Origin of the sequence: Paraprevotella clara YIT 11840, assembly GCF_000233955.1 — a bacterium.
Taxonomy (GTDB): domain Bacteria; phylum Bacteroidota; class Bacteroidia; order Bacteroidales; family Bacteroidaceae; genus Paraprevotella; species Paraprevotella clara.
On record NZ_JH376599.1, the window covers coordinates 63818 to 84151 of the forward strand.

The window sequence follows — 20334 nt, forward strand, 5'->3', positions numbered from 1 at the left end:
TCTCTTAATCTACGCGGTCGAGTACAACGGGTAAGTCGGTGCGCAACTGCAACGTTCCGGATGTGATTAGCGTGTCTCCCACCTGCAATCCTTTTAATACTTGCACGCGTTCTTCTGTGCGCAGACCTACGGTCACTTCAACCGGTTGGGCTTTGCCGGATTTATATAAGAATACTTTATCTTTACCCATTTCCGGTACGATGGCTTCGGCCGGAATAGCAATGGCATCTTGAATTTCCTGCTTCTTGAGGTTGATGCTGGCATAACGTCCCGGCGTAAGGCGTCCGTTGGGATTCTCATATAAGGCACGGACTTTCAGCGTGTGCGTGTTTTCGTCAATGGCAGACTCTTTGGCATATACTTTTGCCGGGAAGTTTTGTAAAGAACCGTCTATGGTGAATGTCAGAGCCGTACCCGGATTGACTTCATTCACATAACGTTCCGGGACGGAAAACTCCACTTTCAGCGGGATGATACGGGTGAGTTTGCTCACGATGGTGGTAGGAGATGCGTATGCTCCCACGCTGATTTGGCGCAAGCCGATCACTCCGTCGAAAGGCGCCCGTAATTCCGTTAACTCTATTTGAGCTTTTACGATGTCGATTTCTGCTTTTAAGGTTTCGAGTTCCGTACGTACTTGTTCGTATGCCTCCTGGCTTACCGCATCGTGCTGCAATAGGGTGCGTTGACGGTACACCCTGTCATTGGCCAGTTTGAGTTGGGCTTGCAAGCGTTTCAATTCGGCCTGTAATTGCCTGTCGTTTACCTTGGCAAGTAATTGCCCTTTGGTGACGTGGCTTCCTTCTTTGAACCCAATCTCTACGACTTGTCCGGATGTCTCGAAGGAAAGGTCTACTTCTTCGTCTGGTAATAGATTGCCGCTTACTGTGAATTCGTCAGTAAGGACACCCGTACGGACTTTTAGTGCGTTCACATTCAAAATATTCTTTTTTGCTTTATCTCCGCTTTCTACTTTGTCGGCTTGAGCCAATTCGGAATTTAATTTGGGTAATTGGGAATAAACTCCCCATACCACTAAACCACATGCGATAAAGGCAATGAGCCCCCATTTCACTTTCTTGTTCATTAATCTCCCTTTTTTATATATGCTGTTTGTTAATTTTAAATTCTCTGCTGACGGAAAAACGTTGTTTTATGAATAAACCAAATGACAGTGTATTAGGCTTTTTCATATATAACTTATACCTAAAACCGCAATATTAATCTTTCTTGGAAGCAAATAATCTAAATAAGTATGTTTCATGTCGTATTTTGTTTCTTTAGTATTATGGGAGTAAAAGTACAAATAAATTTGGTAGGAGATTCTTATTTATACATTTTTTAATGATAAAACAAACAGTTTCAGAAAAAACGGAACAGTAGATCATTGACGGGCAGAGTGGATTTCCTTGTATGCCGTAGGTACCCCTCTATACAGGAAGTTTGCAAAAAGATGTTTCATCTTTCAGATTTCACGATAAGTTACCCGTAATATTAATGTTACAAGCTGAAGGATGTTTCAGGTATCCTTCAGTCACGCTTCATTTCGTTCTAAGGAGAACGGAAAATCGTTTGGCTGAGATTGAAAAATCGTTTGGCTGAGAACTTTTTATCGCTTTCCGCAATGAAAGAAAGCTGAAATATACACTTTTTATCTTTCATCACGTAACATGCTATATGATAGTCTTTTATCATATAACCTGAAAGATGAAACATCTTTTTGAGAAATTCCTGGGGGGACGCAGTTCAGAGGAGTGAAGGCCAGAGCTTTCTTTCTCTTCAGACTAATAAAAATTTATGCTTAATCAAGGAGTCCCTCAGGTTTTTATGTTGACCCATTATTCCACTGCTTTTGGGTGTGGTGTTAGACAAAGAAAAGTCCTAAAGTATTGTACTTCAGGACTTTTCTTTATTTTGCTTCATAAAAAAGCGGTGCGTACGGGACTCGAACCCGTGACCCCATGCGTGACAGGCATGTATTCTAACCAACTGAACTAACGCACCTTTAAGAGCGGAAAACGAGACTCGAACTCGCGACCCCGACCTTGGCAAGGTCGTGCTCTACCAACTGAGCTATTTCCGCAAGGTTTATGGTTGTGGGTGGAGATGGATTCGAACCACCGAAGGCGTAAGCCAGCAGATTTACAGTCTGCCCCATTTGGCCACTCTGGTATCCACCCGCTCTTGGTGACTCCGACAGGATTCAAACCTGTAACCTTCTGATCCGTAGTCAGATGCTCTATTCAGTTGAGCTACGGAGCCGTAAGAGGTGGTGGGCGTTGACGGATTCGAACCGCCGACCCTCTGCTTGTAAGGCAGATGCTCTGAACCAGCTGAGCTAAACGCCCTCTTTTCGCATTGAAAAACGTTCAGACTTTTAAGTTTTGCCTGTGTTGTTTCTCGTTTGCGGTTGCAAAGGTACGCACTTTTTTTAATTCGGCAAACATTTGAGGAATTTTTTTTCGATGTTTTTTGGGCATGTATGCTGTGATATTTTTTAAGAATCTAATTCTTATAGGGTTATGAGGCTTGTCTTTTTTATATACAGAAATGTAGAATGGATGGTCTTCCACTTTCTTTTAGGGGGGACATTCGTTTTTGGAGTATTTTATATAACTTTGCCGGCGTTTTTTAAAAATCAAAAGTAATGAAAAAAAAGTTTATTTACGTCGGGGTATTGTGCCTGTGGGCCACAAAAAGCCTCGCCCAACTCAACGTCCAGTTACATTACGACCTGGGTCATGGGATGTATGGCAACGAGATTTCTTCGCGCCAGCATCTGACAGCAACCGTTGAGAATTTCTCTGCCGACAAGTGGGGGAGTACCTATTTTTTTATGGATGCCGATTTCGGTGACAATGTTTTGCGTGGAGCCTATGGCGAGTTTTCCCGGGAAATCCAAACGAAGAAAATGCCGGTGGCATTCCATGTGGAGTACAACGGTGGTTTGAGTTATGGAACCGGAAAGGGAGATGGTTATGCTTTCGGGGATGCCTATCTGACAGGCGTGGCTTACAACTGGAATAGCAAAGACTTTGCCAAGGGATTTTCCGTACAGGCTATGTACAAATACTTAGCCAAGAATGGCCCTTATTGTCATAGCTGGCAGTTGACAAGCGTTTGGCGAAACCGTTTTGCCGGAGGCTTGTGTACGTTCAGCGGTTTTGTCGATTTGTGGTACAATAATACCGTGAACGGGAATCTCATCCTGATGTCGGAACCGCAATTTTGGTTTAATCTGGCTGCGTTGAGAAGGGTCAGTGATGATTTCAAGCTGAGTATTGGTACGGAGGTTGAAATCAGTAATAATTTCGTGTATACGGAAACCGGACAGAACAACCGTTTTTATGCCATACCTACGATTGCATGCAAGTGGGAGTTTTAGACTTTCGAGGCTGAACAGAAGCTTCCGTATGTTGAGGAAGTTTATATAAAATAGGAAAAGGAGGAAGACACAACCCAGAAGTCCTTCCTCCTTTCCTTTTTTCCGGATGCTTTATTTTCCTTTCAGCATCTCTTCCATGCGCAGCATTTCGTCTCGGTATTGGGCGGCTTCGATGAAGTCTAATTTCTTCGCCGCTTCCTGCATCAGTTTTCGGCTGCGTTCTATGCTCTTTTCCAATTGGTCGCGCGTCATATATTCCATGATAGGGTCGGCCACAGCCATTCTTTCTTCCGGTTCGATGTAAGCACGGGTTTCCGCATGAGCTTCCGCATTGGCACTGATAAGGTCAGTCATTTTCCGGCCTTTCTTGATTTGTTGCGGAGTGATGCCATGTTCTTCGTTGTATTTAAGTTGCTTTTCGCGCCGGCGGTTGGTTTCGTCGATGGTTTTTTGCATACTGTCCGTGATGCGGTCGGCATACATGATAGCCTTTCCATGCACGTTGCGGGCCGCCCGGCCTACGGTTTGTGTGAGTGAGCGGTGCGAACGCAAGAAGCCCTCTTTGTCTGCATCCAGGATAGCTACTAAGGAAACTTCCGGAAGGTCCAGTCCCTCGCGGAGTAAGTTCACACCGACCAGCACATCGAAGCGTCCGGCACGTAAATCGTCCATAATTTGCACGCGTTCAAGCGTGTCTACGTCGCTATGGATATAATTTGTGCGGATGTCGTGTTTCATGAAGTAATCGGTGAGTTCCTCCGCCATTCGTTTGGTCAGTGTGGTGACCAGGATTCTCTCGTCTTTCTCGATGCGTTGCTGTATTTCTTCCATCAGATCGTCCACTTGGTTCAGGCTTGGGCGCACTTCGATGATGGGGTCGAGCAGACCGGTAGGGCGGATAACCTGTTCCACCACGATGCCTTCGCTCTGTTGCAGTTCATAGTCGGCGGGAGTGGCGGATACATAAATGACCTGCTTGGCCAGTTGTTGGAACTCCTCGAATTTCAAAGGGCGGTTGTCCATGGCGGCCGGTAGTCGAAAACCGTATTCCACCAAATTCTTTTTGCGGGCGCGGTCACCGCCGTACATGGCATTGATTTGCGGTACGGACACGTGGCTCTCGTCGATAACGATCAGGAAATCCTCGGGGAAGAAGTCCAGCAGGCAATAGGGGCGTGTACCGGCCTCGCGCCCGTCGAAATAACGCGAATAGTTCTCGATACCGCTGCAATGCCCCAATTCGCGTATCATTTCCATATCATACGTGACTCGTTCGTATAATCGTTTGGCTTCATACGGCTTTCCTATCTCTTCGAAGTAACTTACTTGTTTGTGCAAGTCGTCTTCTATCTGGTGTATGGCTTTCGCCGTACTTTCTTTTGTGGTCATGAACAAGTTGGCCGGATAGATGCGGTATTCGTCGAAACTCCCCAAACGGAGGCAGCTTACGGGGTCTACCTCTTCTATGGCATCGATCTCATCATCCCAGAATGTCACGCGCAGGAGATTGTCCGAATAGGCCAAGTAAATGTCTACCGTATCGCCTTTGACCCGGAAGCACCCGCGTTCCAGATTCAAGTCGTTCCGAGTGTACAGGCTGTCGACCAAGCGGCGGAGGAATACGTTACGGTCCAGCAATTTGCCTCGTTTCAGTTCTATGACATTATCATAAAAAGCCGCCGGATTCCCCATGCCGTAAATACAACTGACGGACGAAACGACCACTACGTCTTTCCGTCCGGACAAGAGGGCAGAAGTGGCCGCCAGCCGTAACTTGTCTATCTCGTCGTTGATGGCCAAATCCTTTTCTATATAGGTGTCGGTGGACGGGATGTAAGCTTCCGGTTGGTAATAGTCATAATACGACACATAATACTCCACGGCATTATGCGGGAAAAAACTTTTGAACTCACCATATAATTGTGCGGCAAGTGTTTTATTGTGGCTGAGAATCAGCGTAGGCTTGTTGATGTTCTGAATCACGTTGGCTATCGTGAAAGTTTTACCCGACCCGGTCACGCCCAACAGCGTTTGGGCCGGTACGCCCTGCAAGACTCCTTCTGTGAGTTGGGCAATGGCTTCCGGCTGGTCTCCGGTAGGAGAGTAATCGGCGGTCAACTCGAATTTAGGCATATTATGGCTTGGTTATTTTAAGTTTCTTCAAGCTACAAAAATAGGTATTTTATCCCTAAAAAGCCGTTTCATGTGCTTTTTTTGCATTTAAAAACTTCCTTTCTTTGCAAAATTCGATGCTTTTCCATAATTTTGCAGTTCAATTGTACAATATGAAACGGATTTTTTTATGGCTGTCGGGGGCAATGTTGTTGCTGGCTTCGTGTAATCAGTATAACAACGTGATGAAGACCGCAGATTACGATTATAAGTACGAGGCTGCAAAGGAATACTTTGTCAAGGGGCAATATTCCCGTTCGTCCGTATTGTTGGGAGAGCTTGTCACTTTGATGAAAGGGACTTCGCGAGGAGAGGAATGTCTTTATATGTTGGCGATGTCGGAGTTCTGCGACGGTAATTTCGATGTGGCGCATTCCTATTTTAAGAAATACTATCAGTCTTATCCTAAAGGCGTTTATGTAGAGTATGCCCGTTTTTATGCGGGGCGTTCCCTTTATGAAAGCGTGCCGGACACGCGTTTGGATCAGAGTAGCACGATGGCTGCGGTGAAAGAATTTCAGGATTTTCTGGATTATTATCCCTATACGCATCTGAAAGACCGTACACAGGAGATGATTTTTGCCTTACAGGACAAGATGGTGGAAAAAGAGTTCGAGGCCGCAAAGCTGTATTACGATTTAGGTTCGTATATGGGCAATTGCTCGTATGGGGGAAGCAATTATGAGGCTTGTATCGTGACGGCTCGCAATGCTTTGTTGGATTATCCATACGCCAGCCCGGAACGTCGTGAGGAGTTTTCCATTATGATATTGCGTGCCAAATATCAACTGGCTCAGCAAAGTGTGGAAGAGAAACGGTTGGAGCGTTATCGTGATACCATAGACGAATATTACGGCTTCATGAATGAATATCCTGAATCTAAATATTTAAAAGACGCGCAGCGGATTTTTGCGCAGTCGGAGAAATATGTGAATAAGAAGTCTTAAGGGTAAAAGAAACAAGTAAATCAATTATATAATTATGGATTATAAAAAAACAAATGCGCCTACAAACACAGTGACCCGTGACATTATGGATCTGTGTGACGAAACCGGTAATATCTATGAGAGCGTAGCTATCATTGGCAAGCGTGCGAATCAGATTTCTTTGGACATCAAGAATGAGTTGTCCAAAAAATTGCAGGAGTTCGCCTCTGTAAGTGACAATTTGGATGAAGTATTCGAGAACCGCGAACAGATTGAAATCTCTCGTTTTTATGAGAAACTGCCGAAGCCATCGTTGATTGCCACGCAAGAATTTGTAGAAGGGAAAATATATTTCCGTAATCCGTTGAAGGAGAAAGATACGATAGAATAAGCCGATACTTATTTTTATAATATTGTAGAACTGTATGATCCAAAGAATCCAGTCTGTCTATCTTTTCTTGGTCGCAGTATGTGCGGTGGTATGCTTGTGCATGCCCGTAGGACATTTTCACCAAGACGGTATCGGGGTAGCAGATTTCTATAATTTATGGCTTACGATGGCCGACGGGGCGCGAGTCTTTGCTCCGTGGGCCATGTTTGTACTGTTGGTTTTGGCAGCGTTCACTTCGTTTGCAGCCATATTTTTGTTTAAGCGCCGTATGTTTCAGGTGCGCTTGTCTGTGTTCAGCTGCCTTATCCTGGTGGGCTACTATATCGTGTTCGGGGTTTTCGTTTACGTGTTTAAATCCCGTTATGATGCTGATTTCACCCTTTCCTGGACAGCGGCCTTTCCGGCGGTAGGATTGATATTAGACTATCTGGCTTTCCGGAACATCATGAAGGACGAATTGATCGTCCGTTCGCTTGACCGTTTGAGATAGGGGAAAAGAGGGATAGAATAAAAAGAAAGTGCGTTGGAATGGATTAATTTTAACGCACTTTTTTCGTCCTTTTTTATTTTTTGTTCGAAGTCCGTCGTGTACGTACAATATCGAACAGGTAGCTGGCTTTTACCACGATGGTGCCATTGGCCGACCGGCCGAACACGTCTTTCTTGCCGTTGCCGAATATATCGCTCAAACCGTAGTAGTAACGGCCTTCCAAAAGGAAATGTCCGATTTTGGTATTGACCTCAAGACCTGCACCGGCTGTGATGCCATATTCAAATTTGTTCTTTACCGGCATGTCGTATTGTTGGTTTACTTGTCCCGGACGGAGGTTCAGGGTCGAGTCGTTGAAAAGCCCACCTTTGTGCCCCTTGTCGCCTAAATAAAAGCCGACTTGCGGACCGGCCACGACGTAAAACAAAGCCCCCTTTTGTTCGTAGCCCCAACCCATGCGGGCTAACAACGGGATTTGTATATAGTTGATATCCCGTTTGTAGGTGTCGTCGGACGTTTCTATCAATTCCTCCCATCCCAAATTGGTATAATTGACTTCCAGTTGGATAGAGCACAAGCTTTTGAAATACTTCTCGCAGGTATATCTGGCCGTAAAACCGAAAGTCGGCGCCCCTTTGAATTTTTGTTGGATGGTAGGGTTGAACATGACTTGGTTCAGCGTGTATCCCGCATTGAAACCTATGGCCAGGTCGTTACGCGGTTCACCGATTTGCCCGTACACTTTAGAGGTCCCGATGCAGCAGGCCGCTATCGCGATGAGGAATGCTTTTCTCATTTTTTCAGTCGGATTAGTTCAATGCTGTGGGATGGACTATAGTGGATGAATTCGACTTCACGGTTGATAAAGCCGCTCCAATTACTGATGCGTTGAAAGTCGAAGCGGTGTTGATAAGAAGTCGTGATGATTTGCGAAAGATGCTGGTCGAAAGCTTCTCCATACGTAGATATGCCTTTCAGGAAATAAATAGCCGTGTCGAAACCCAGCATACCGAAACGTGGCCACGACACGAGGGTCGGTGTGTGAAAGGCCTTTTGGTAGGCATTCTCAAATTCGTCGGCGTTACCGTTCAGCGGATTCCTGAAAAAGGAAGAATAGGCGTATGTGTTGAATTGGTAGAAGTTCTCCAGATGATTGCTGGCGTATGTCTGCCATTCCGGATAGCCCACCAGTTTGATTCTGTATTCGGGATTCTTTTTAGTGAACTCTTTCAACTTGGGAAACAATTGGTTCAACAGTTTGATACCGGATGAGTTGGGAATGATGACGTTGTCTTTGTATTGGGTCATCGCTTCCATCCACTTTATTTCGTCATCGTTGAGTTTCAAGCGGTTTGCTTTACTGCCGTTTTGTTGTAACCGTTTTCGGGTGGCATCGATGAATGCAGCCGCATCTTTGTCGTTTTCAGTGCCTTCCAAGAAAATGACGTTGTCTTTTCCGAAGAGTTCCGTGGTCAGCCGGGATGCTTCTGCAAACTGGTATGATTTGGGAGGGTTGATGGCGTAATAATATGGGTTTTCATATACGTTATCACCGAGAGACGAAAATGGGACTACCAGTTTGATATGATGCTGTTGACAGAATTTGCTAAGTGGGGCTATCTGTTCCGGATACAACGGGCCGATGATGAAATCAAGGTTTGTAATGGGGTGGCTGTTTACGACGGCCTTGATGTCACCTGCGCTTTTGCCGGAATCATAGGCGAAAACATCCACCGACGTACCGGATTTCTTTATCTCTTCTACAGCCATCAGCACTCCCCTGTAGAATTCTATCATTTTATCGTTGTCCGCCGAACCTCCCTTAAAAGGCAGGATGACTCCCATACGTATCAGTTTCTGAGGGGCTGATACGGCTTTCTTCCCCATCAGTTCTTCATTGGTAGGAATGATTTCTTTCGGCTTTTCCGGTTTAGGGAAAGGGATACAGACGAAGTCTCCTTTGCGGAGTTTATAACCAGGCTCATTCATTTCCGGATTTGCCGCTTTCAGTTCGGCTTCTGTCAGATTGAAATCCCGGGCGATGCTGTATAAAGTTTCCTTGCGTTTTACCTTGTGCATTTCCCGGCATCCGGATTGTGCTACCCCTTGCGGTTGGGCGGTCTCCTTCACCGGGGTCGTGTTCACGGGTGTGGTGGAAGCCGGGATACGGATAACCATTCCCGCTTTGAAGTTTTCGGCCGTAAGTCCCGGATTGGCTTTGCAAATATCGTCGGCACTTACTTGGTAAGTTTTAGTCAGTTTGTAAAGTGTTTCTCCGGCTTGAATCGTATGGAAACGTTTTTCTTGCGTACCGTTTTGCTGTTGCGGAATCGTCAGTGTTTCTCCGGCCTTGATACCTGTAGAGGCCGTCGGGTTCAGCTTGAGGATAGATTCGGGAGACACTTGATAGGTGCGGGCTATGGAATATACCGTTTCTCCTTGTTTAATGGTATGTACGAAAGTTTCCGTCTCCTGCGCACGAGCCGTCAGTTGTAAGGAAAACAGGGCGATTACGACATATATAAATCTTTTCCAGTGTGCCATTTCTTTTTTTCTGATATTGCGGACAAAATTACATAAAAAAAGTGGTTATGTCAACGGGAAACATTATTTTTGCACAAATATTCAGGCATGAAAACTATTTTGAAGTATTTGTTTTTAGGTTTATTCTGTGCTGTTTCTTTTTCGCTTTCGGCACAAACGGCTTATCCTACGGCTAATCCGGCTGCGCGTTATACGACGGTCACGGGCGAAGAGTTGGAAGATGCGTCCGAACCCCAGTCGGCTCCGTTGGCGGGGCATTTTACTTCCAATGTGGAAGATTTAGGGGATTATACGGTACGGTATGAGTGGCGTGTGTATCGCGAAGGACAAGAGAATACTCCGATTATAGACCGTTTCGATGAGAATCTGGAGTACACTTTCACCGAAAGCGGTACGTTTTACGTGCAATTTTATGCCACTTTCGTGCATGGCAACGATACTATCGTGTTTCCCGAAGAGGGGACGGCAGAGCCGTTTGTAGTCTCCATCAGCGAGTCTGTTCTGGAAATGCCGAATGCTTTTTCTCCCAACGGAGACGGTTACAATGATATATATAAGGTAAAGGAAGGCTATCAGTCCATCGTCAGCTTCAAAGCTGTCATTTTCAACCGATGGGGACAGAAATTGTACGCTTGGGATACTTTGGACGGCGGATGGGATGGGAAGTTTCATGGCAAGACCGTCAAAGACGGGGTGTATTTCGTGGTGGTCAATGCACGCGGAGCCGACGGCAAGGAATATAAGATAAGAAAAGATGTGAATGTGCTGACCGGTTATTCGGGGACGGGCACCAATGGAAATGATTAATAGAATGATGGATAACGAAACAGAAAAAATAGAAGTGTTTGGCGCGCGGGTGCACAATCTGAAGAATGTGGATGTGGAACTGCCGCGCAACAGTCTGACGGTGATTACTGGGTTGAGCGGGAGTGGGAAGTCTTCATTGGCTTTCGATACGATATTCGCCGAAGGTCAGCGTCGCTACATAGAAACATTTTCGGCATACGCGCGTAACTTTTTGGGTAACTTGGAGCGTCCGGATGTAGACAAGATTACAGGGTTAAGTCCTGTGATTTCCATCGAACAGAAGACGACCAATAAAAATCCCCGTTCTACAGTAGGGACCACTACCGAAATCTATGATTTCCTGCGTTTGCTGTATGCCCGTGCCGGAGAGGCTTATTCCTATTTGTCGGGCAAGAAGATGGTGCGTTACACCGAAGAGCAGGTGATAGATTTGATTATCAGGGATTACGAGGGGAGGCGCATCTATCTGTTGGCTCCCGTGGTGCGTAACCGTAAAGGACATTACAAAGAACTGTTCGAGACGATACGCCGCAAGGGCTATTTATATGTGTGCGTGGACGGCGAGATTCGCGAGATAGCCCATGGGATGAAACTCGATCGTTATAAGAACCACAGCATAGAAATCGTTGTGGATAAGCTTTGCGTACAGCAGAAGGATGACAAACGGTTGCACGCCAGTGTGGCCACGGCCATGCAACAGGGGGAAGGGCAACTTATGGTTTACGATGCCGAAACGGAGACCGTACGTCATTACAGTAAACGTTTGATGTGCCCCGAAACCGGTTTGTCCTACCGTGACCCGGCTCCTCATAACTTTTCTTTCAACTCTCCGCAGGGGGCTTGTCCGCGGTGCAAAGGATTGGGATATGTCAGCCTGATAGACATGGATAAAGTGATTCCGGACCGTAACCTTTCGGTGTACGAGGGGGCTATCCTACCTTTGGGGAAGTATAAAAACAGCATGATATTCTGGCAGATAGATGCTTTGTTGGAAAAATACGACGCTGATGTGAAGACACCGGTCAAGGATTTGCCGGAGGAAGCGTTGAACGAAATATTGAACGGCAGCATGGACCGCGTACGCATCAAGTCTCAGTTGGTGCACACCTCATCGGATTATTATGTGACCTACGAGGGATTGGTGAAATACATCCAGATGATGCAGGAGAACGAAACTTCGGCTTCGGCACAGAAATGGGCGGAACAGTTCTCCAAGACGGTGACTTGTCCGGAATGTGGAGGACGCCGTTTGAATAAGGAAGCTTTGCATTTCCGTATGGCAGACAAGAACATTGCGGAGTTGTCTGCGATGGATATCGGTGAATTGTATGATTGGATGTTGCACGTGGAGGAAAGGCTGACCGACCGGCAGAGAAAGATAGCCCCGGAAATCTTGAAAGAAATCCGTTCGCGCCTGAAGTTCCTTATGGATGTGGGCTTGGATTATCTGTCCTTGAACCGTTCGTCGGTGTCATTATCGGGCGGCGAGAGCCAGCGTATCCGTTTGGCCACGCAGATTGGTTCTCAACTGGTCAATGTCTTGTATATTTTGGACGAACCCAGTATCGGTCTGCACCAACGGGACAACCGTCGGTTGATAAGCTCCCTGAAGGCTTTGCGTGACACGGGAAACACAGTGGTTGTGGTGGAACATGACGAAGAAATGATGGAGAGTGCCGACTATATCATTGATATGGGGCCGAAAGCCGGCAGGCTGGGCGGCGAGGTGGTCTTCCAGGGCACGCCGGAAGAGATGTTGAAGCAAGATACGTTGACTTCACGTTATCTGAACCGTACTTGTTCCATTCAAATCCCCGGGCAGCGCAGGAAGGGCAACGGACACTCTTTGTGGTTGAGGGGCGCACGGGGAAACAATCTGAAGGGTGTGGATGTAGAATTCCCTTTGGGGCAGTTGATTTGCGTTACGGGGGTGTCCGGAAGCGGGAAGTCCACGTTGATTAACGATACTTTGCAGCCCATACTTTCGCAACATTTCTACCGTTCCTTGCGCGATCCTTTGCCTTACGACAAGGTTGAAGGTTTGGAATTTGTAGACAAGGTGGTCAGTGTGGACCAGTCGCCCATCGGTCGTTTGCCGCGTTCCAATCCGGCTACCTATACCGGTGTGTTCAATGATATCCGTGCGCTTTTCGTCAGTCTTCCCGAAGCGAAGATACGAGGTTATAAGCCGGGACGTTTCTCTTTTAACGTGAAGGGCGGACGTTGCGAGGCATGCGGTGGAAACGGATATAAGACCATCGAGATGAATTTCCTTCCGGATGTGTATGTCCCGTGCGAGGTATGCCACGGAAAGCGTTACAACCGTGAGACGCTGGAAGTTCGTTTTAAAGGCAAATCCATAGCCGATGTTTTGGATATGACGATTAACCGTGCAGTGGAGTTCTTCGAGAATCAGCCGGTGATTCTGAATAAAATCAAAGTTTTGCAGGATGTGGGCTTAGGATACATCAAACTGGGGCAGCCCTCTACCACGTTATCGGGTGGCGAAAGCCAACGCATCAAGTTGGCCACGGAACTGTCCAAGCGAGACACGGGGCAAACCATATATATATTGGACGAGCCGACCACCGGATTGCATTTTGAAGACATACGCGTGTTGCTCGGCGTACTGAACCGTTTGGTGGACAAAGGCAACACCGTGATGGTTATCGAACATAACCTGGATGTCATCAAGTCGGCAGACTTCCTCATCGATATGGGACCGGACGGCGGACGTGGCGGCGGCGAGCTTTTGTTCGAGGGTACGCCCGAGGAACTGGTGCGTTATGGGAAAGGTTATACAGCCGCATATTTAAAGGAGGTGCTTTATGGCAAAGCAAAAGATTAATAAGACCAATGTGGCACGCTTGTTGGACAGGGCTAAGGTCGCATACGAATTGATTCCATACGAAGTGGACGAATCGGATTTGAGTGCCGTGCACGTGGCCGCCCAGTTGGGCGAAGATGTGGAACGGGTGTTCAAGACTATCGTGCTGCATGGTGACAAGACCGGTTATTTTGTTTGCGTAGTACCCGGAGAACATGAGATAGACCTGAAGAAAGCGGCTCGTGTGAGCGGCAATAAGAAATGCGAATTGCTGCCGATGAAGGAACTTTTGCCTACGACCGGTTATATCCGTGGCGGATGTTCCCCGATAGGGATGAAGAAACATTTTCCCACTTACGTGCACGAGACGGCGGCACAGTACGATTATGTTTATGTCAGTGCGGGGCAGCGCGGTTTGCAGGTCAAGTTGTCGCCCCGGAATTTGTTGGATGAGGCAAGGGCGGAATATGCCGATTTGATTGCGTTGTGATTTTTTGATTGCATGGAGTTTAAAAGGTGTGGTCGTGAAGGTATTTTTTTGCCTCACTTATTATCTTTTTTACGCTACGTGACTTTTGGTTTTTGACGGGTTTGTTGATGATGGTTCGGGCTACTTTGCAGGCTTGGATACTGTCTCTTTCTTTTATGTGAACCTGCATTTCATAATATAATGGCAAGAACCTGTTAGGAACCATAAGGTTTGCGTATTTGTATCGTAAGATGGCTTTGTCTGTAAAACCTAATTGTTGGTAATTATCTGCTATTAGCATTTGTACGTTATAGTCATTGTACAAGGTGGTACATTCTTTCAGAATATCCAGACTTTTTTTGTATTGCCCGGCATAATGTAGTTCCGCACCGTAATTATACAGGAAGTCTCCGTCTTCTTTCTGTTTTTCATATAACAGTGCATATTGGGTAAACAAATCTGTTGTTTCTATATCCGATGAGCGTTTTTGTACTTTTATCCATTCTATTTTATTATAGTGGAAGTGTAGCATGTGGATAATCGGAGGAAAACAGCATAATAAAATAAAAGTACTCAGCGGTTTGGCATATTTGTGACTGGACAAATTCGGAAATAAAATAATGGAGATGAAAGAAGCTGTTGTGAGCCATACGAAAGGTATTCGGAATGGGTATGAGAACATACTCCATAAGAAAAGTGTGGTAAAAGTACTAATTAGCATACCTCGGAAATCAGATTTTTGTTTGAGAATGCTTCGGAGCAAAAATACTAAGGATAAGAGTAAAGCGGCCAATCCTATTAGTCCGTACCGGATAGCAAACAATAAGAATTCATTAAAAGGATTGGTTAAGTTGTCTGCCAACAGTATATGTTGGGAGGCAGGATGGTGTAAGAAATAATCTGCTTGGTATGGCATGTAGAATGCATCGAATCCTTCCCGTCCCCATCCCCACATCGGCCGGTCGGCAATCATTTCCATGGCAATTCGCCATATCAGTATGCGTCCGTTGGCAGAGTCTTGTTTATGGAAATATAATCCTGTGAGTAGTAGTATGGTTGTAAATAAAAGGATGACGATATTGGTTCTTGATAGTTTCTGTAAATGTTGCTTGATTGCAGGCCGACAGATAAGGGCAAAAGAACAGATGCCTGACAATATTCCTGTCCGTGAACCCGTTAGGATTAGGCATACGCCCATGCTTACTGTCAGTCCTTTCCATATACGTTTGTGCCGTGCCGTGGAGTTCACGGTGAAATGGCACCCAATGGGGAAGCATAGAGAGATGAGCATGGCGAAGACAGCAGGGTTGTCGAATGTTCCTGTAAGGAGGAAATGGCGGTTGGCAGAAGGAAATACACCTAAAAATTGTAATAAGGTGTATGCCATTTCCAATATACCGATACAAAAAAATGATTTGAATATACGTGCTCTTTCTGTACTCCAATTCCGTTCCTTAAAGATACTGTTACAGAAATAAACGCATAGTGTGAATAAACTAAGATACGTCCATATCCGACACCATAATTCAGCCATTTCTGGATGCGAAGTGGATGAGATGAACACACTGCCGCTCCATAGGATGAATGTAGGGATGTGTAGGGTCTTGATAAGCCATTTGGGCACATTCATAGATTCTTGTCTGGTTTGTATGCCTGATTAGTAGATGATGGCGTGCATATTTTGCTTTACGAGACTGTCGCACGGGCATCCGTTAAAAGCCGATGGAGCTATATGTTCCAGACTGGATGGCAAAGATACATATTGCAAGTTGGAACAATCCCAAAATGCAGAACGGTCAATCTCTTTGACTCCTTCAGGAATTTCTATGAGGTTCAGGTTTTTGCATTGGCTGAATGTTCCGGAAGATATTTTCTTTATGCCTTTTTCCATAAAGACCCCATTTAAGGAATTACATAGGCTGAAAGCGGATGATCCGATTTCTTTTACGGAACTGGGGATAAATACTTGGTATATTCTTTCGCAACCAGCAAAAGCACTTTCCCCGATTTTTTGTATATTATCAGGAATCGCTACGAATGTAGGTAAAGGCATCCGGCTGAAAGCTCTTTCTCCGATTTCGACAACATCTTGGGGAATATTGGTTGTTATACAGCCGGTTATAATCTTATGGGTTGCTGTTTCTATGATGGCATTACAATCGTTTCGCGAGTCATACACAGGATTCTTTGGATTTACGGAGATGGAAGTGCAAAACCTACATCCCCAAAATGCTCCATTATGGATTTTGGTAATGTTAGCCGGGATGGTGATACTTTTAATCATGCTATTGCCGAATGCTGAAGGGCCGATTTCTTTAATGCTTCCTACAATGCGGGATTTTCCACATCCGGAAATAATCTTGTCGGTTGCGGTTTCCACAATAGCGTTGCATCCGTCACGGGAATCATACGTTTTGTTCCGGTTGTCCACAGTTATACTGTCAAGCGAGAGACATCCATGGAACTGGTTGCCTTCTTCGATGAAAGAGACATTTTGGGGGATATGGATGCCACGTAGGCTGATACAGTCGGCAAAAGTGCCTCCACCGCTAAGCGTTTCCAAAGTCTGTGGCAATTTTATGTATTTTAAACGTGGGCAGTTTCTGAATATTCCGGATTCCATTTCTACAACTCCTTCTGGAATCGTGATACTGTCCAGTTTCAGGCATCCTTTAAAGGCTTCCGCGCAAATACGTGTCACCCCTTGTGGAATTTGGGTGGTATGGCATCCTAAAATGAGGTCTGTTTTATGTTCAATGATAGCATTACATTGATTCCGTGAATCATACCTTTCGTTCTTTTTATGCACTTCGATGGTTTGTAAGTTCGGACATGAGTGGAAAGCCGCATTTTCTATATAATCTATAGTACTGGGTATATGGATGGATTGGAGTTCGGTGCAATACGAAAACGCGTTTCTTCCGATATAATCTATACCTTCGCTGATAATCAAGTGTTTTATGTCCTTGCAACCAATGAATGCGTTATCTTCGATTCCTTCTACTTGATATTCGTATCCGTTGTGTATTACTGTGTTAGGAATGACGAGTGTGTCATTAGACAGTAAAGGATGGGTTCTTGTACTCCTGTCTATACTGGTAATGCTTACGATACTGTCTCTATTGGCAATTATTACAGCCTTACTACTTACGGTATACTGGAAAACACCGTCAGTGAAACACTGTTGGGCTTTGGCTGAGGCTGCCCACAAAGTTATGGCAACCCAATGACAGAAGTATACTTTGAAGCGTGCCATGTTTCTCCAATGTTTTTTAGGTTTTTTAAAAGGAATATTTATCACGAAGATAGGTCTTTCTTTTTAGAGGGGCAAGGAGTTATAGGATATTTTTATTGATTATGGATATATGGGGAGGCTGCGATTTAGCGGATGCGCACAGATAGGGTGCTGGCTCCGTATCCGCACCAATAGCCTTTTCCACCTTGGACATTGGATTCCAAGTCGTTAGTGTAGGGGAAGAACATATTGGAAGACAGGTTGTTCAGGTTGGAGTAACTTTTCCAGAATTCGTAAGCGGCCTGGTCCATACGGCAGAGTTTTACTTGTACCAAGTCGCCTTTTTTGAAATAGGCGGATGCGTTCCTGTCGGCTTCCGTATAGACGGAGGTCCCGCAGTACACGTCGGCCGCCACGTGCGTGGGGATGACTTCATTCGAGAATACCCCCATGAAAGATAAGAGAAAAGCTTTGTCTTTTCCGTGTCTTTTGCTGAACAGTCCATAGTAGTTCCTTTCGTCGGGATTGTCTTCAAAAAAAGCTTTTATATAGAATAAGGTGTCGCTTTCGCTGCGGACGACATGTAGGGAGTCCAGTTCGACGGGCTGGGGGATGGTCGTGACGGCTGTAGCTTTTTTCCCCCGATACTCGGCAGTCAGCGTGTAAGTTTTTCCGGCCTGTCCGGTCATTTTGAATGTCGTGTATTTATAGGGCGGAAAGAAGTCATTGTCATATCCTCCGGTCAGAATCACACTATCGGTCCCGTCAGAGATGGTTACTTTCCCCCAACGTACGATATAGTTTTCGATATTCTGCATACCGGCGTCTATGGCATGGGTTTCGCCCAATAAGACTACGGGGTAGCCACCGTCCTCAATCCATCCCTCTACGACTAATTGCGTTTGGAGTTCTGCGTCTTCTTCCTCCATGCAGGCCGTAAATGTGGCACATGCCAGAAGTATCAGTCCGAGTGTGTATATGCAATATGATTTCATGGCTCAGAATTTTAAAGTATAACCGATGGAAGGCAGCATGCGGCAAAGGGAATACACATGTTTGTAGCCGAAGTTCTCTTCCTGAAAGCCCAAATAACTGAAAAGGACATTACGCCGGGCATATAAATTATAAATGGAGAGGTTCAGGCTTTGCTCCCTGTACCCACGGGGAGTGAAACGGTAGGTCAGGGCGATGTCCATGCGGTGGGTGGCAGGAAGGTTGGAGCCGTTGTATTTTCCGTATTCGCTCACCAAATTGTTATTGATGACGTACACGCTTTTGGCTTTGGTGTAGGGCGTGCCACTGGCGTATACGAAATCTCCTCCCAAACTCCAATGCCGGTTGAACCGGTAGTTGGCTACTACGGACAAGTCGTGGCGTCGGTCGAAAGTCGAATTGAACCATTCTGTCGGACTAAGTTCGGGGAAACGGCGTCGGCTGCTTCCTATGGCATAACTGACCCAACCGGAGAGTTTGCCTCTGTTCTTTTTCAGCATGAGATTCAGACCGTAGTTATAGCCTTTCCCATGTATCATATTGTTTTCTATGTGGTAGACCTGCGTGAAGAAATCCAATATGGAACCTGAATATTCGTGCTGATGGCTCAGCTTCTTATAGTAAACTTCCGCACTGATTTCCATCATTCCTTTTTGTGACCGGAAATAATAACCCAAGGCAATGGAATGAGCTTGTTGGGGGCGTACGGAAGGAGACGAAGAGGTCCAATAGTCTACGGGCAACCCACCGTTGGAGACGGACATTTGATGAAGGTATTGGTGGTACAGGCCGTAATGTACAGACAAAGTATGGGAGGACGAGGGATGGTAGTTCAGGGTGATGCGTGGGTCTGGCGAAAAAAAACTGCGGCCATGGCTGTGGTAGGATGACAATCTCAATCCTCCGAGTACCGACCAAGAGGGGCGGATGGAAATGTCGGCCTGAAGGTAGGCATTGGCTTCGTGGGCATCTTCACGGAATTTGGGTGTTTCGTTTTCGATGAACGAACCGGAGACCTCGAACTGCATGGGACGGAAATGGTAATAGTTGTATTCCACACCGCCGTTCCATTGCAGATTGCCCCGTGTCCATTCCAAACGGGCGGCGTAACCGGCTTGCGTGATTCCGGAAGACAAGTTGAGGGATACGGAACTGATACCCATGTCCAATGTGTTACGGTAGCGGCTGAAAGTGGCGTTTTGTTGGAGGATAAACCGGGAGGAATGGTGTTGCCAGTGCAATGCGGCAGCCGTGTTTTGCCAATTCAGCTTGTTTTCGTCTGCAAAGTCTTCCTGCAACAGATTCATACGGTCTTGTCCGTGATACAGGCTAAGGCGGATTTTGTCGTGCGCTCCGGCTTGTTGCACAAAAGTCAGGTTATAGTCTTGCAGGCCATAGCGGAGTTGCATCTCGTCTATTTCCAACAGGTTGCCGTAGAGCAGGTTCAAATAGCTTCCCCGTCCGGATAAGTAGAGCGTGGAATGCTCGCCGGTCGGGAGCGTCAACGTACCTTCGCTTTCCATAAAACTGACAGTGGCATCAAGATGGACTTTACGGGCTATGGAATCGGTAGGGTAGAAAGAAATTTCTCCGCCCAAACGGTTGGAGAAAGCGGCATCGTGACGGTTCTTGACCAATGCCATGCCGCGGAAGTGAGAGGCGTTGAATACGGAAAACAGGCCTAACAGGTGGGAGGCGTTGAATATCGGTGCCCCGTCCATGTTTAATACGCTTTGGGAAGCCGCACATCCCTGTATGTGGATGCCGGAGGTATAGTCGTTGTTGGTGGCTACTCCCGGAAGAAGTTGCAGGCTGCGTAAGGGGTCTGCACTGCCCAATACATGAGGCATGTCTGCCAGCGACTCCATGTTCCAGTACAAACGTCCGTTCCGGTCGTCCGATAAAGTGCGTGGACTATAAGCCTTCACTTCCACTTCTTCCATTCGTTCGCTTTGCAGGCTGTCTGCGAGCGAGGCACGTAGATTTTGGTGGAACCCAACGAGCAGGAACAAAGTGCTAATGGTTTTGTACATGCGAGTATGCCGGACACACGTGAAAGCAGGCCGACAACGGATTCCGACGAAGTGGAAACGCG

Annotated in this window: 16 protein-coding genes and 5 tRNA genes; 7 read left to right on the forward strand and 14 right to left on the reverse strand. The window is 46.2% G+C overall.

Features of this window, described 5'->3' with window-relative positions:
* Positions 1–4: 4 nt before the first annotated feature.
* The 7 genes from HMPREF9441_RS08800 to HMPREF9441_RS17800 form a co-directional block, all read right to left on the reverse strand.
* On the reverse strand, positions 5–1087 hold the full coding sequence (locus tag HMPREF9441_RS08800; protein ID WP_008620269.1) for an efflux RND transporter periplasmic adaptor subunit: 1083 nt from the start codon (positions 1085–1087) through the stop codon (positions 5–7).
* An 843-nt stretch (positions 1088–1930) separates the two neighbouring features.
* Positions 1931–2004: transfer RNA gene (locus HMPREF9441_RS08805), tRNA-Asp, on the reverse strand.
* A gap of 6 nt (positions 2005–2010) precedes the next feature.
* Positions 2011–2083: transfer RNA gene (locus HMPREF9441_RS08810), tRNA-Gly, on the reverse strand.
* 14 nt (positions 2084–2097) lie between these two features.
* Positions 2098–2180: transfer RNA gene (locus tag HMPREF9441_RS08815), tRNA-Tyr, on the reverse strand.
* A gap of 5 nt (positions 2181–2185) precedes the next feature.
* Positions 2186–2262: transfer RNA gene (locus HMPREF9441_RS08820), tRNA-Arg, on the reverse strand.
* 8 nt (positions 2263–2270) lie between these two features.
* Positions 2271–2348, reverse strand: a tRNA-Val gene (locus tag HMPREF9441_RS08825).
* Positions 2349–2369: 21 nt separating this feature from the next.
* The gene (locus tag HMPREF9441_RS17800) at positions 2370–2573 is read right to left on the reverse strand and encodes a hypothetical protein (protein WP_008620273.1); all 204 of its coding nucleotides are present in this window, start codon (positions 2571–2573) and stop codon (positions 2370–2372) included.
* 74 nt (positions 2574–2647) lie between these two features.
* On the opposite strand from HMPREF9441_RS17800, the gene HMPREF9441_RS08830 reads away from it, so the two are divergent.
* A complete protein-coding gene (locus HMPREF9441_RS08830) occupies positions 2648–3385 on the forward strand; it encodes a nucleoside-specific channel-forming Tsx family protein (protein ID WP_008620275.1) in 738 nt (245 codons plus the stop codon).
* Between the two features lie 111 nt (positions 3386–3496).
* Here the strand turns inward: HMPREF9441_RS08830 and uvrB are convergent, their stop codons facing one another.
* A complete protein-coding gene (gene uvrB, locus HMPREF9441_RS08835) occupies positions 3497–5518 on the reverse strand; it encodes an excinuclease ABC subunit UvrB (RefSeq protein ID WP_008620277.1) in 2022 nt (673 codons plus the stop codon).
* A gap of 152 nt (positions 5519–5670) precedes the next feature.
* Here uvrB and HMPREF9441_RS08840 point away from each other — a divergent pair, with 152 nt between their 5' ends.
* The 3 genes from HMPREF9441_RS08840 to HMPREF9441_RS08850 are packed head-to-tail and all read left to right on the forward strand — an operon-like array spanning position 5671 to position 7364.
* A complete protein-coding gene (locus HMPREF9441_RS08840; protein WP_230315392.1) occupies positions 5671–6504 on the forward strand; it encodes an outer membrane protein assembly factor BamD in 834 nt (277 codons plus the stop codon).
* Between the two features lie 34 nt (positions 6505–6538).
* On the forward strand, positions 6539–6874 hold the full coding sequence (locus HMPREF9441_RS08845; protein ID WP_008620281.1) for a DNA-directed RNA polymerase subunit omega: 336 nt from the start codon (positions 6539–6541) through the stop codon (positions 6872–6874).
* A gap of 34 nt (positions 6875–6908) precedes the next feature.
* Positions 6909–7364, forward strand: a complete 456-nt coding sequence (locus HMPREF9441_RS08850) for a DUF4293 domain-containing protein (protein ID WP_008620283.1) — start codon at positions 6909–6911, stop codon at positions 7362–7364.
* Between the two features lie 73 nt (positions 7365–7437).
* On the opposite strand, the gene HMPREF9441_RS08855 is transcribed toward HMPREF9441_RS08850, so the two are convergent.
* Positions 7438–8160: a porin family protein gene (locus tag HMPREF9441_RS08855; protein ID WP_008620285.1), complete on the reverse strand. Its 723-nt coding sequence runs from the start codon at positions 8158–8160 to the stop codon at positions 7438–7440.
* Positions 8157–9908: a LysM peptidoglycan-binding domain-containing protein gene (locus HMPREF9441_RS08860; protein ID WP_008620287.1), complete on the reverse strand. Its 1752-nt coding sequence runs from the start codon at positions 9906–9908 to the stop codon at positions 8157–8159. The genes HMPREF9441_RS08855 and HMPREF9441_RS08860 overlap by 4 nt, the downstream gene beginning before the upstream one ends.
* Positions 9909–9995: 87 nt before the next feature.
* Between HMPREF9441_RS08860 and HMPREF9441_RS08865 the strand changes: the two genes are divergently transcribed.
* Genes HMPREF9441_RS08865 through ybaK form a run of 3 tightly spaced genes read left to right on the forward strand, consistent with a single transcriptional unit; the run spans position 9996 to position 14032 of the window.
* Positions 9996–10715, forward strand: coding sequence for a T9SS C-terminal target domain-containing protein (locus HMPREF9441_RS08865; RefSeq protein WP_008620289.1), 720 nt, complete (start codon positions 9996–9998; stop codon positions 10713–10715).
* A 7-nt stretch (positions 10716–10722) separates the two neighbouring features.
* Positions 10723–13563 carry an excinuclease ABC subunit UvrA gene (gene uvrA / locus HMPREF9441_RS08870; RefSeq protein ID WP_244949712.1) on the forward strand — a complete coding sequence of 947 codons (2841 nt, stop codon included), beginning with the start codon at positions 10723–10725 and terminating at the stop codon, positions 13561–13563.
* Entirely contained in the window at positions 13544–14032 is a 489-nt protein-coding gene (ybaK, locus tag HMPREF9441_RS08875) for a Cys-tRNA(Pro) deacylase (protein WP_008620291.1), read from the forward strand. The genes uvrA and ybaK overlap by 20 nt, the downstream gene beginning before the upstream one ends.
* A gap of 19 nt (positions 14033–14051) precedes the next feature.
* Here ybaK and HMPREF9441_RS08880 read toward each other — a convergent pair whose 3' ends face one another.
* From HMPREF9441_RS08880 to HMPREF9441_RS08900, 4 genes are all read right to left on the reverse strand, one after another.
* On the reverse strand, positions 14052–15641 hold the full coding sequence (locus tag HMPREF9441_RS08880) for an O-antigen ligase family protein (protein WP_336495117.1): 1590 nt from the start codon (positions 15639–15641) through the stop codon (positions 14052–14054).
* A gap of 27 nt (positions 15642–15668) precedes the next feature.
* Positions 15669–17267: a leucine-rich repeat domain-containing protein gene (locus tag HMPREF9441_RS08890; protein ID WP_008620294.1), complete on the reverse strand. Its 1599-nt coding sequence runs from the start codon at positions 17265–17267 to the stop codon at positions 15669–15671.
* A gap of 125 nt (positions 17268–17392) precedes the next feature.
* The gene (locus HMPREF9441_RS08895; protein ID WP_087943197.1) at positions 17393–18241 is read right to left on the reverse strand and encodes a DUF4249 domain-containing protein; all 849 of its coding nucleotides are present in this window, start codon (positions 18239–18241) and stop codon (positions 17393–17395) included.
* Between the two features lie 3 nt (positions 18242–18244).
* Positions 18245–20272, reverse strand: coding sequence for a TonB-dependent receptor plug domain-containing protein (locus HMPREF9441_RS08900; protein ID WP_008620296.1), 2028 nt, complete (start codon positions 20270–20272; stop codon positions 18245–18247).
* Between the last annotated feature and the right edge of the window lie 62 nt (positions 20273–20334).

Coding starts and splice junctions, on each gene's coding strand:
- HMPREF9441_RS08800 (WP_008620269.1), bottom strand. CDS start 1,087: ATGAACAAGAAAGTGAAATGGGGGCTCATTGCCTTTATCGCATGTGGT.
- HMPREF9441_RS08830 (WP_008620275.1), top strand. CDS start 2,648: ATGAAAAAAAAGTTTATTTACGTCGGGGTATTGTGCCTGTGGGCCACA.
- uvrB (WP_008620277.1), bottom strand. CDS start 5,518: ATGCCTAAATTCGAGTTGACCGCCGATTACTCTCCTACCGGAGACCAG.
- HMPREF9441_RS08840 (WP_230315392.1), top strand. CDS start 5,671: ATGAAACGGATTTTTTTATGGCTGTCGGGGGCAATGTTGTTGCTGGCT.
- HMPREF9441_RS08845 (WP_008620281.1), top strand. CDS start 6,539: ATGGATTATAAAAAAACAAATGCGCCTACAAACACAGTGACCCGTGAC.
- HMPREF9441_RS08850 (WP_008620283.1), top strand. CDS start 6,909: ATGATCCAAAGAATCCAGTCTGTCTATCTTTTCTTGGTCGCAGTATGT.
- HMPREF9441_RS08855 (WP_008620285.1), bottom strand. CDS start 8,160: ATGAGAAAAGCATTCCTCATCGCGATAGCGGCCTGCTGCATCGGGACC.
- HMPREF9441_RS08860 (WP_008620287.1), bottom strand. CDS start 9,908: ATGGCACACTGGAAAAGATTTATATATGTCGTAATCGCCCTGTTTTCC.
- HMPREF9441_RS08865 (WP_008620289.1), top strand. CDS start 9,996: ATGAAAACTATTTTGAAGTATTTGTTTTTAGGTTTATTCTGTGCTGTT.
- uvrA (WP_244949712.1), top strand. CDS start 10,723: ATGGATAACGAAACAGAAAAAATAGAAGTGTTTGGCGCGCGGGTGCAC.
- ybaK (WP_008620291.1), top strand. CDS start 13,544: ATGGCAAAGCAAAAGATTAATAAGACCAATGTGGCACGCTTGTTGGAC.
- HMPREF9441_RS08880 (WP_336495117.1), bottom strand. CDS start 15,641: ATGAATGTGCCCAAATGGCTTATCAAGACCCTACACATCCCTACATTC.
- HMPREF9441_RS08890 (WP_008620294.1), bottom strand. CDS start 17,267: ATGGCACGCTTCAAAGTATACTTCTGTCATTGGGTTGCCATAACTTTG.
- HMPREF9441_RS08895 (WP_087943197.1), bottom strand. CDS start 18,241: ATGAAATCATATTGCATATACACACTCGGACTGATACTTCTGGCATGT.
- HMPREF9441_RS08900 (WP_008620296.1), bottom strand. CDS start 20,272: ATGTACAAAACCATTAGCACTTTGTTCCTGCTCGTTGGGTTCCACCAA.